Origin of the sequence: Binatus sp. (SeqCode), from assembly GCF_036522015.1 — a bacterium.
Classification (GTDB): Bacteria; Desulfobacterota; Binatia; order Binatales; family Binataceae; genus Binatus.
Map to the genome: position 1 here is coordinate 1 of NZ_DATDGQ010000060.1, position 9,900 is coordinate 9,900.

General features: G+C 61.0%; 15 protein-coding genes. 5 read left to right on the forward strand and 10 right to left on the reverse strand.

From position 1 onward, the window contains the following. Positions 1-524: ABC transporter ATP-binding protein (locus VIW95_RS02560; protein WP_331583720.1), on the forward strand; the 524-nt coding region annotated here is incomplete at its 5' end. Positions 525-561: 37 nt separating this feature from the next. Next, entirely contained in the window at positions 562-930 is a 369-nt protein-coding gene (locus tag VIW95_RS02565) for a polymer-forming cytoskeletal protein (protein WP_331583722.1), read from the forward strand. A gap of 19 nt (positions 931-949) precedes the next feature. On the opposite strand, the gene rplS is transcribed toward VIW95_RS02565, so the two are convergent. Beyond that, on the reverse strand, positions 950-1,294 hold the full coding sequence (gene rplS / locus VIW95_RS02570) for a 50S ribosomal protein L19 (protein WP_331583724.1): 345 nt from the start codon (positions 1,292-1,294) through the stop codon (positions 950-952). A 125-nt stretch (positions 1,295-1,419) separates the two neighbouring features. On the opposite strand from rplS, the gene VIW95_RS02575 reads away from it, so the two are divergent. After that, entirely contained in the window at positions 1,420-1,872 is a 453-nt protein-coding gene (locus tag VIW95_RS02575; protein ID WP_331583726.1) for a DUF1772 domain-containing protein, read from the forward strand. A 12-nt stretch (positions 1,873-1,884) separates the two neighbouring features. Then, complete coding sequence (locus tag VIW95_RS02580) at positions 1,885-2,439, forward strand: NUDIX hydrolase (RefSeq protein WP_331583728.1); 555 nt, start codon at positions 1,885-1,887, stop codon at positions 2,437-2,439. Between the two features lie 278 nt (positions 2,440-2,717). Here VIW95_RS02580 and VIW95_RS02585 read toward each other — a convergent pair whose 3' ends face one another. The 6 genes from VIW95_RS02585 to ffh are packed head-to-tail and all read right to left on the reverse strand — an operon-like array spanning position 2,718 to position 6,469. Continuing rightward, on the reverse strand, positions 2,718-3,293 hold the full coding sequence (locus tag VIW95_RS02585) for an RNA methyltransferase (protein ID WP_331583730.1): 576 nt from the start codon (positions 3,291-3,293) through the stop codon (positions 2,718-2,720). Positions 3,294-3,312: 19 nt separating this feature from the next. Continuing rightward, positions 3,313-3,999, reverse strand: a complete 687-nt coding sequence (gene trmD, locus VIW95_RS02590) for a tRNA (guanosine(37)-N1)-methyltransferase TrmD (protein WP_331583732.1) — start codon at positions 3,997-3,999, stop codon at positions 3,313-3,315. A gap of 46 nt (positions 4,000-4,045) precedes the next feature. Then, positions 4,046-4,546: a ribosome maturation factor RimM gene (rimM, locus tag VIW95_RS02595; protein ID WP_331583734.1), complete on the reverse strand. Its 501-nt coding sequence runs from the start codon at positions 4,544-4,546 to the stop codon at positions 4,046-4,048. A gap of 37 nt (positions 4,547-4,583) precedes the next feature. Beyond that, the gene (locus VIW95_RS02600; protein WP_331583736.1) at positions 4,584-4,820 is read right to left on the reverse strand and encodes a KH domain-containing protein; all 237 of its coding nucleotides are present in this window, start codon (positions 4,818-4,820) and stop codon (positions 4,584-4,586) included. A 27-nt stretch (positions 4,821-4,847) separates the two neighbouring features. Next, positions 4,848-5,102, reverse strand: coding sequence for a 30S ribosomal protein S16 (gene rpsP / locus VIW95_RS02605; protein ID WP_331583738.1), 255 nt, complete (start codon positions 5,100-5,102; stop codon positions 4,848-4,850). A 26-nt stretch (positions 5,103-5,128) separates the two neighbouring features. Next, on the reverse strand, positions 5,129-6,469 hold the full coding sequence (ffh, locus tag VIW95_RS02610; RefSeq protein WP_331583740.1) for a signal recognition particle protein: 1,341 nt from the start codon (positions 6,467-6,469) through the stop codon (positions 5,129-5,131). Between the two features lie 150 nt (positions 6,470-6,619). Here ffh and VIW95_RS02615 point away from each other — a divergent pair, with 150 nt between their 5' ends. Next, positions 6,620-6,793 carry a hypothetical protein gene (locus tag VIW95_RS02615; RefSeq protein ID WP_331583742.1) on the forward strand — a complete coding sequence of 58 codons (174 nt, stop codon included), beginning with the start codon at positions 6,620-6,622 and terminating at the stop codon, positions 6,791-6,793. A gap of 52 nt (positions 6,794-6,845) precedes the next feature. Here the strand turns inward: VIW95_RS02615 and VIW95_RS02620 are convergent, their stop codons facing one another. The 3 genes from VIW95_RS02620 to VIW95_RS02630 form a co-directional block, all read right to left on the reverse strand. Next, entirely contained in the window at positions 6,846-8,246 is a 1,401-nt protein-coding gene (locus tag VIW95_RS02620; RefSeq protein ID WP_331583744.1) for a DUF2330 domain-containing protein, read from the reverse strand. Further along, positions 8,176-9,075, reverse strand: coding sequence for an RnfABCDGE type electron transport complex subunit D (locus VIW95_RS02625; protein WP_331583746.1), 900 nt, complete (start codon positions 9,073-9,075; stop codon positions 8,176-8,178). Before VIW95_RS02625 ends, VIW95_RS02620 begins: the two co-directional genes overlap by 71 nt. Before the next feature lie 319 nt (positions 9,076-9,394). Then, on the reverse strand, positions 9,395-9,900 hold a 506-nt coding region (locus VIW95_RS02630), incomplete at its 5' end, for an NUDIX hydrolase (protein WP_331583748.1).

The following is a 9,900-nucleotide window of genomic DNA, read 5'->3' on the forward strand; positions in this document are numbered from 1 at the left end:
GTTTGCCGCACGAATTTTCGGGCGGGCAACGTCAGCGGATCGGAATCGCGCGGGCGCTGGCGGTGAATCCGCGCTTCCTGGTGCTCGACGAGCCGGTCTCGGCGCTCGACGTTTCGATCCAGGCGCAAATAATCAACCTGCTGCAGGACCTGCAGGAGAAGCTGAAACTCACTTACCTGTTCATCGCGCACGACTTGCGGGTGGTCGAGCACATCAGCAATCGCGTCGCGATCATGTACCTCGGCAAGATTGTCGAAATCGCCACGCGTGACGAAATTTATTTGAATCCGCGGCATCCATACACGCGCGCGCTGCTCTCGGCGATTCCGACGATCGACACCGCCAACCGGCCGGAACGCATCAAGCTGCCGGGCGAAATGCCGAGTCCGATGAATCCGCCGCCCGGCTGCGCCTTCCATCCGAGGTGCCCTTATGCGAAAGATGTTTGTACAAACGTCGAACCAAAATTAGAAACCGGGCGCGGCGGCCACGCAGTGTCGTGTCACGTATTTCCGGCTCCGTAAGTTCATGGAATCAACACAGATACCGCAAGATGCAGGAGTGGCTTGGGCCGAAGCGCGCACACGCGTCGCAGTCGGCCGCAACGTCAACGTCTCGGGAAAATTAATCTTTCACGAGCCGGTTAGAATCGAAGGCCGCTTCAAGGGCGAGGTCCGCTCCGTCGAGCTGGTCGTGATCGGCGAGGACGGAATGGTCGAGGGTAAGGTTTTCGCGCCGCGGCTGCTGATCATGGGCGAGTTGCGCGGCGACGTCGTTGGATGCGAGGGCGTCGTGCTGGGGCCGCGCGCCAAGTTCTTCGGAAACATCGAGACCCGCGAGCTGACGGTGGCCGAAGGCGCCTACCTGGACGGCAACGTTCGCATGACGCGGAATTCCGCCGAGAAGACGGCAGCCTCCAACGACAGCTGATCGGGGATTCGTTCGCCGCTCAGGTCCCGACGTCGAGACGCGCTGCTTTACCCGACAGATTGCGCAGGTAGTACAGACGCGCGCGGCGAACGCGGTTGTGAGTCAGCACTTGCAGCTTGTCGATTCGCGGCGAATGCATCGGGAAGATTCGTTCGACGCCGACGCCGTACGAAATCTTGCGCACGGTAAAGGTCGCACGGTTGGCGCCGCGGTTCATTTTGATCACGATGCCTTCGAAGGACTGGATGCGCTCTTTTTCGCCTTCGACGACCTTGACGTGAACGCGAACCGAGTCGCCGACGCGGAATTCAGGCAGGTCCTTGCGCAGGCCCCGCTCTTCGAGCTTCTGGATAACGGTATTCATGGGAAAAAGACCTCGAGTCGAGCCCCTAAACCTACCCAAATGCGCGCGCCCACTCAATGGGTGTGTTAGTTAGTGGTGCGGGCCGGCTCCCGGGCAAACGTCCAACCCTCCGAAGGTCTATCTCCATGGCTGTTCAGCTCCTTTCCATACTGGTGCTCGGCCTCATGTGCGGCAGTGAACTAAATGTTGCTGCGTTCGCGCACCCGATGCTCAACCGGCAACCGCTGGAAGTACATGTACCGATGCGCTCATCGCTCGCCATCCTACTTGGTCGTGTGATGCCGTTTTGGATGGCAGGCTCGACGCTCTTGAATCTTCTGTTGTTGCTGCCCTTCGTGAATTTGAACGAATCTGCGTGGCGCCTCACCGCCGTAGCGCTCGCGATCCAGATCTTCGCGGTAGTCTTTTCGCTCGTCGGTCCGGTGCCGATCAACAACCGGATCGCCATATGGACACCGGAATCACTTCCCGAAGACTGGCGAGTGCAGGAGCATCGCTGGGATCTGTACCATTGGCTGAGAACGTCGGGTCTAGTGGTCGCGTTCGCATTTCTTGTTCTCAGCGCAGGAATTCGTTAGCGAACAGGCCAGGTGGCAAATCGAGTGCGCGACAGGATCGCGGAAATAGTTGCGGCAATCGAGCCGGTCGACGACCTCGAGCGGGAGCATCGTGACTCGACCATCGAGTGGATTCGTTCGGGTGCGCCGATCTTCAGGACTAAGAAGCCCGACGTTCCGCTCATGCATCTGGTGAGTTATTTCGCGCTCGTCGATGAAGAGCGCGGGAAGCTGCTGTTGGTCGATCACAAGCTGGCGGGTCTATGGCTGCCGAGCGGTGGTCATGTCGAGCCCGATGAAGATCCGCGTGCGACCGTGGTCAGAGAACTGGCGGAGGAGCTGAGCCTCCTGGCGGATTTCATGCAGCCGGACCCGCTGTTCATCACGGTGACGCGGACCGGCGGAGGCATAGGGCATACCGACGTGTCGCTTTGGTATTTGCTGCGTGGCGACAGCTCGCGCGCGATTGAATTCGATCGTGGCGAGTTTCACGGCGTGCGATGGTTCGGATTCGACGAGATTCCGTTCGAGCGGTCCGATCCGCACATGCGCCGTTTTGTAGAGAAGCTGCGCGGGTTGCTCGCATAGGAGCGCTTCGCGATTTTCAGAGACCGGAACCGGCTTCGCGTGCGCGAAGCTGTCCGGAAGCCAGCAGCCATTTCCTCCCCTCGCGTTGCTCAGGTCGTCAGGATGACACAAAAACGCGAAGCGGTCCGCGGTCGTTCCTGCCGCTCGCGTTGTTCGCTCTGTCAGGATGACACAAAAAACGAGTCGCCTCACGCGTCATTCTGAGCGAAAGCTGCTGTAGCGAAGAATCTCGACGGACGCTCCTGCGGCCGGCGCCAGGAGCGCAAACGGTGCGCGCCCTACTTGCCGCGAAGCCGATCCAAAATAATTCCGGCGGCGGAGCGCACTGACAGATGGTTGTAGTCGCCGGGGCCGATAATTGGGGCGAGTACGATGTCGGCGCGCTCGGCGACTTCGGGCGACATGCCGAAGCCTGTACCGAGCAGGATCATCATTGGCGGTGCATCTGGAGCTTCGAGGCGCGCGCGCAAATCGGCGAAGCTGGTGCCGCCTTCGGTGCGAGCGGAGGTGTGTACGATTAGCGGGCGCGCGCCGGAGATACCTGTCGCCTCTGTGATTGCGTCGTCGAGCTCCGCGACGATTTGCACGCGCTCGAGCGCCTCGCGACGGCGCGAGTCGTGCGCGCGGCCGAAGTCGAAGCGCCAGTGGTCGATCACGCTCGCGGCGAATTTCCGCTGCTCGGGAATTGGATGCACGATGAATACACCGCGCACGTCGTAGGTTCGCGACGCGCGCGCGATATCGTGGATGTCGAGGCTTGTGATTGCCGACGTGACGGTCTCGGCGTTTCGGTTGACGACCGGGTGATGGATCAGCGCTACGAAGAGGTCCTTCACACTTTTCAGAATCCGCACTTTTTCAGAATCTGCACAATCAGAACTTGCGCCGCTCGAGCAGGTCGGGACGCCGCCGCGCGGTCCGCCGTTTCGATTCTTCCTCGCGCCATGCGCGAATCTTGGCGTGATCGCCGCTGAGCAGGATCTCTGGCACCGTCATGCCGCGAAACTCCTCGGGGCGCGTGTATTGCGGATATTCGAGCATCCCGGCGGCGAACGATTCCTCGTCGAGCGACTCGGGATTGCCGAGCACGCCCGGGAGCATCCGGCCCACTGCTTCGATCACCGCCATCGCGGGGATTTCGCCGCCGCTCAGCACGTAGTCGCCGATCGAGATTTCCTGATCCACCAGCGAGCGCACGCGCTCGTCGATTCCTTCGTAGCGGCCGGCGACGATCATCAGGCCGGGTGCGCGCTTTGCGAGATCGCGCGCCATCGAGTTGTCGAACACTTCGCCCTGCGGCGTCATCAGGATGCGCCACAGGCCCGGTCGCTCGGCGTTGACCGCATCGATCGCGGCCGCGATCGGCTCGGGGCGCATCACCATCCCGCTGCCGCCGCCGTACGGCGCGTCATCGACTTGCCGGTAGTTCCCAAGACCGTGATCGCGCAGCGGATGCGCTTTGATGGCGATCAGTCCCTGCTCGATCGCGCGCCCGATCATGCCGCCGCGAAACGGCGACTCGAACATTTCGGGAAACAGCGTGACTATGTGAAATTCCATTGCGCGAATCCAAATCTATCCGGGTGACTCGCGTGGAGCCAGATGGTCAGTCGAGCAGGCCGGCAATCGGCTCGATCGTGACTCGACGAGCAGGAAGATCCATCGCCTTGACGACCTCTTCGATTACCGGCACCAGCACTTCGCGCTCGGCGTCGCGCACCACCCAGACGTCGTGGGCGCCGTTCGAGAAGATTTCTTCGATTGCGCCAAGGCGGCTGCCGTCGGTCAGAAATACTTCGCATCCGATCGCTTCGTAATAGTAGAACTCGCCCGGCTTGGCGGCCGGGACATCCTCTGTCGCGAGCATCACGATCGCGCCCTTGAGCGATTCGGCCGCGTTTATGTCCGCGACACCCTCGAGCGTGATCCGCCGCGTCGTCGCGTTGAGCGGCGCCATCGCGGTCACGCGAAATTCGCGCGATGCGCCGTCGCGTTCGAGGAACACGCGCTTGACCTGTTCTAATGTGTCGGAGTCCGGATTGTCGGGCCGGAATCGCAGCGCGCCCTTCAGCCCATGCGCGCCGCTTATGCGGCCGACGCGAAGCATAGCCGTGGTGACGCGAGGCGCGTCACAGTGCGCAGGATCATCGGTCCTCGACGATTTCGAGAACGACCTTGCGGTTGGTGCGCGAGGCGACGGCGTTCAGAATCGTGCGAATCGACTTTGCGGTTCGTCCCTGCTTGCCGATCACGCGGCCCAGATCTTCCTTCGCGACCCGCAGTTCAAGTACCGAGGCGGTGTCGCCCTGGGTCTCCTTAACGTCCACCGCGTTAGCGTCGTTAACCAATTGTTGCGCGAGAAATACGACGAGCTCCTTCATAGGATGGCTCCGTTGCAGCGGGTCGCATCAGGCGGAGACCGTTGCTGTTTCAGCCCGTTTAATCAACTTCCTTACTGTGTCGCTAGGCTTGGCGCCGGCCTTGAGCCACTGGTCCGCCAAGTCCTTCTTGATTTTGACCCGCGGGGGATCGAATGCCGGATCGTACGTCCCGACCTGGGCGACGAAGCGTCCGTCACGCGGCGAGCGCGAATCGGCCACCACGATGCGGTAGAAGGGTTTCTTACGGGCGCCGTGGCGGCGCAATCGGATTACAAGTGCCATTCAGTTCTCCTGTGCTTATTCTTATTCTAGCTGCCGAGCCCCATTCCGCGCATCATCATTTTCCCCGCGCCCATGCGGGTGATTTTCTTCATCATTTTGCGCGTCTGCTCGAACTGTTTGAGAAAACGATTCACGTCCTGAACCGACGTACCGCTCCCGCCTGCGATTCGCGCACGCCGGCGCCCGTTGATTATCAGATGATTGCCGCGCTCCTGCAGCGTCATCGAGTCGATGATCGCCTGGATACGCCCGAGCTCGAGCTTGGCATCTTCGGAATCGGCCGCGCCCGCGAGTTTCTTGAGTCCGGGAATCATGCCCATCAGCTCGCCGAGCGATCCCATCTTTTTGATTGCCCGAATCTGCTCGGCGAAGTCGGTGATGGTGAACTCGTTCTTCTTGAACTTGCGCTCGAGCTCCTTGGCCTTGGTCTGATCGTAATTCTGCTGCGCCTTTTCGATCAGCGTCAGCACGTCGCCCATCCCGAGGATGCGCGAGGTCAGACGGTCAGGATAGAAGATCTCGAATGCGTCGAGCTTCTCGCCGGTGGCCGCAAACAGAATCGGAGCGCCGGTTATAGTCCGCACGGAAAGCGCCGCGCCGCCGCGCGCGTCGGAATCGAGCTTGGTCAGAATGACGCCAGAGATTCCCAGCCGCTCATGGAATCCCGCCGCGACGTTCGCTGCTTCCTGGCCGGTCATCGCGTCGGCGACGAATATGATGTGATGCGGATTGAGCGCAGCCTTCAGCCGCGACAACTCGTCCATCAGCTCTTCGTCGATTTGCAGGCGGCCGGCGGTGTCGATCAGGATCGCGTCATGCCCACCAGTCTCCGCGCGGGCCATCGCACGCGACGCGATCTCGACTGGATCCTGCTTCTCGTTGCTGTCGAGGACTGGAATTTGCGCCTGCGCACCAAGCACGCGCAGCTGCTCCATCGCGGCCGGTCGATAGACGTCGGTGGAGGCTAAAATCGGATGACGCTTGCGCTCGGATTTGAGCCATCGTCCGAGCTTCGCAATCGAAGTCGTTTTGCCCGCGCCTTGCAGGCCGACCACCATGATTTTAACCGGCGGCTTGACCTTCAGATCGAGCTCGCGCGCGGTGCCGCCCATCGCGTTCTGCAGCTCGGTCGCGACGAACTTGATCAGATGCTGCTCAGGCGAGAGCGAGCGCAGCACTTCCGCGCCGAGCGCCTTGGACTTGACGTGCTCGATAAAGTCGCGGACGACCTTGATATTTACGTCGGCTTCGAGCAGCGCGAGGCGAACTTCACGGAGCGCGTCCTCGATATTGCGCTCGGTGATACGGCCCTGCCCCTTGAGTTTCTTGAAAACTCCTTCGAGACGGTCGCTGAGCGTTTCAAACATGCCTAAAAATCCGGTTGCAGCAGGTCGAGGTAAGCAGCTTCGGCCCAGTCGGTCGAGTTACATAGTATAGCAAACGGCCAAGCCTAGGGCACACCCTGGCAGGAGTCAATGCGATTGACCGCGAAACGGCGAAGGGTATTCGATCATCGTATGGCTACGGCGAAGGAAGAAGCTGCGAAAGATATTTTGAGTTGTCCAAAATGCGGCGCAAAGGCGATGTTGATTTACATCGAGGAAAATGAAGTTCAAAGCGTCAAATGTGCGAATTGCCATGACCTGGTCGCGTACACGTCGGAGCTGATTAGGATACTGGACAAGACGTGAGGGCACGCGGGGTCGAGGCGACCCCGCGCGCTTTCCACTGCCCTCAACCGCCTCACGAGCCCCAGATGCCTTGCCACCATGGCTTTGGCTGCGACTCCGGCGTCAGCCCCGCCTTCTTGATCACGTCTTCAAGGTTCCATCCCGTTAGATCGGCTAGCGTCTCGGCTTCGTGCGCTTTGCGCTTGTTCAATTCGTCGAAGTAGTTCTTCGCCGCCTCGCATGCCGTGGGCGATCCATTCCACCCGTGTTGCAGGACGTAGCGTGCCTGGAAATTCTCCTGGTCCTGCGTCTCCTGGAAGGTCAGATCTTCGGGGAAAGTGTCGGCGCTATAGCGCACATGCAATCGCGTGAGCGTCACCGGCGTCGGACCGCCGCCCATCGGCTGCGGATACGGCATGAACCCGCCGGGTCGGCGATACATCGGGACTGCGCCGCCCGGCTGGTCGTCGACCCAGAAGACGCCGAGGCTCCGCAATTCGTCACGCGACAGCGGCGGCCCCGCGCACGGATCGCACCATCCCATGTTCCAGACGTACTCGGTGAACACGGCGCGCATGTCGTTGCGCTTGACCTGCTCGTCGAACATCGCCTTGTAGAAGTCGCCGAACTCGCCGCGCACGTACTCGGGGATGTCCATGCCGGTCGGCAATTTCACGGTGCGATAGTTGGTCGTCTCGACGCGGCCGTTTTCGGTGAGCATGTAGATGACGAGATCCTGCGGACCCTGCGAGTTAATCATCCCCAGCCGGATCGGCAGCATGAACTTTGGCGACTCGAACGCGAACTGCAGCGGCCGCAGATACGTCAACCCGGTGCGATTGTGCTCTGCGATATTGACCTTCGCCACGAAGAACTTCATGTCGCTGCGAATGTACGGCTCGAGCGCGCGATCGGCGCCGAGCGGAATCTTGTAGCCGCTTTGCTGTAGCCAGGTTTGCAGGCCCGACGATTCCTTGGCCGAGAGAATCACGATGTCGTATTCGCCGACGGTGTACTCGGCCTCGATCGTCACGCCAAGCGCCTTGGCCGCCTCACTTCGCATCGCGGCAGTCTCAGGCATTGCGATCGCTCCGGCCGCTGCTCCAAACGCACGGCCCATCATCAACATCTGACAAGGATTAGAATCGAAGTACTCGACCAGGCGCGGCGAACTGTATGCGTCGATCTTTTGGAATAGTTCGCGATCGCCGACATGCACCTGTCCCTTTTGCAGCACGACCGGCACCGGCACCACCAGCGCGAATTCCGACGGCTCGCCCTGGTAATCGTTCATCAGGCTGATGACGGTCTTGTCGTCATGATGCGCGATCACGACTTGCGACGCGTGATTGACCAGCGCGCCATCGGCCTTGCCGACGTAGAAGCCGCAGAACGCGCGCGCATCACGCGGCGCGCCGAGAATCAGCACCGCTAGAGTCATCGAAACGAGAATCAGGATTCGCTGAAAAAACATGGCCACCTCCATTTTGGGTCCATTCAAATTTGTCCGCGGGCCAAATCGCGTCCCACAGCGGAACGCATGGCGCCGCGATAAACAAAGCCCAGATGAGTCCGTTGGTGCGGTAGAGCCGGACCTGCCACGCGTACGCGATTGCGGCGACCAGGGCGGCGTGCGCAATTCTGCCGCGGCGGTCGTTGGGGCCGGTCATCGGATCGGAAATCATGAAAAACGCGAACAACAGCAGCGCGCCGCTCTCGAGCTGATGCGTCCACACGGCCCATCGCTGACCGAGGTACTCGAGGCGCACCGCGAGCGCGCCAAGATAGAACGCGAGAAACGTCCAGCTGATATCGCCCCGGCGCGCGCGATTCGTGACGAGCATGCCGAGCATCACGACCCATCCCGCGACGGCAACGTCCTGGCCCCACTGGCCCGGAGACACCCATGTGCCCGGAAGAAGGATGATCGCGAAGATGAGGCCGAAGGTCGCGGGATTGAACAAATTCTTGCGGCGAAATCGGAAAAGCGACTTCGACGAGATCGCGGCGGCCGCCGCGATCGGATGCGCGATCAGGTTATCCGCGCGCAGCAGCAGCGTGAGGCTCAGGCAGGTGATGATGGCGCTGCGCAGAGTGCGCGGCTTCGACGGAGTAAGCCTCCAGCACGCGGCCTGCGTCAGCAGGCCGGCGGCGAAGGTCAGCACAACCTGCTCCGGACGGATGCTGAAATCGCGGAAGTAAGCACCGGCGGCGAGCAGGATGCCGAGGGAGAAGATCTGAAACAGTCGAGGATCGGCAAATGAGCTGGTCCAGAGCTTGAGCTTCGAGCTGAATACGTCCATCGAGTCGTCCTTCTCAACTCTTTGAACGCGCGTGTTGGATTTTCTTGCAGGGTTTTTAACGGATGCACTCCGCCTTTCGGCTCTTTTTTTGTGTCATCCCGAGCGTAGCCGAGGGACCCCGAATCTTTCTCGATGCCCCGCCGACCCACACCAATCATGGTCCAATCGCAACTCAGGAGGAGGTCGAATCCGGCACCAGAGTGACTCAGCTCCGCGTGCCCTGAGAGAAGTCGAAATGTCCTCGGCATCGCAAAAGATCCGGGGTCCCTCGGCTACGCTCGGGATGACACAAAGATAAAGATCGGGAAAAGGGGCGAGGCTACTTTGTGCGCCGGCGCTTTCGAGGCGGGTTGTACACGTGCAGGAACGAAAATGCGGCGATTGTCAGCGCGTGCATGACCTTGCCCGACGCTATCAGGCCGCGGATTTCGCGCATCGGCACCATCACGACTTCGGTCTCTTCGTCGCCGAGCGATACCACCCTTTCCACCTGGCGCACGTTCTCGGCCAGGAACGAAAAACAGATGTTGCCCTGGATCGCGGGATTCGGATGCACCTTGCCCAGCGCCACGATCGCGTCGGAGTCGAAGCCGGTCTCCTCGATCATCTCGCGCCGCGCCGCATCCATCGGCGACGGATCCTCTGGGTCGACCATGCCGCCGGGCACCTCGAGCGTGAATTCCGCGATACCGTGACGCCATTGCCGAATCATCACGACGTCGCCGTTCTTCGCGAGCGGAATGATGTTCACCCAGTTGGGCGCGTCGAGAATGAAGAAGTCGCGCTCACCGCGGCGCGCGTGCGTCGAGCGCCGCCGATGCAAAT

Bases quoted from the DNA above. Each gene is read 5' to 3' on its own strand.
- rplS (WP_331583724.1), bottom strand. From the start codon at position 1,294: ATGAATACCGTTATCCAGAAGCTCGAAGAGCGGGGCCTGCGCAAGGAC.
- VIW95_RS02575 (WP_331583726.1), top strand. From the start codon at position 1,420: ATGGCTGTTCAGCTCCTTTCCATACTGGTGCTCGGCCTCATGTGCGGC.
- trmD (WP_331583732.1), bottom strand. From the start codon at position 3,999: ATGGAATTTCACATAGTCACGCTGTTTCCCGAAATGTTCGAGTCGCCG.
- rimM (WP_331583734.1), bottom strand. From the start codon at position 4,546: ATGCTTCGCGTCGGCCGCATAAGCGGCGCGCATGGGCTGAAGGGCGCG.
- VIW95_RS02600 (WP_331583736.1), bottom strand. From the start codon at position 4,820: ATGAAGGAGCTCGTCGTATTTCTCGCGCAACAATTGGTTAACGACGCT.
- rpsP (WP_331583738.1), bottom strand. From the start codon at position 5,102: ATGGCACTTGTAATCCGATTGCGCCGCCACGGCGCCCGTAAGAAACCC.
- ffh (WP_331583740.1), bottom strand. From the start codon at position 6,469: ATGTTTGAAACGCTCAGCGACCGTCTCGAAGGAGTTTTCAAGAAACTC.
- VIW95_RS02615 (WP_331583742.1), top strand. From the start codon at position 6,620: ATGGCTACGGCGAAGGAAGAAGCTGCGAAAGATATTTTGAGTTGTCCA.
- VIW95_RS02620 (WP_331583744.1), bottom strand. From the start codon at position 8,246: ATGTTTTTTCAGCGAATCCTGATTCTCGTTTCGATGACTCTAGCGGTG.
- VIW95_RS02625 (WP_331583746.1), bottom strand. From the start codon at position 9,075: ATGGACGTATTCAGCTCGAAGCTCAAGCTCTGGACCAGCTCATTTGCC.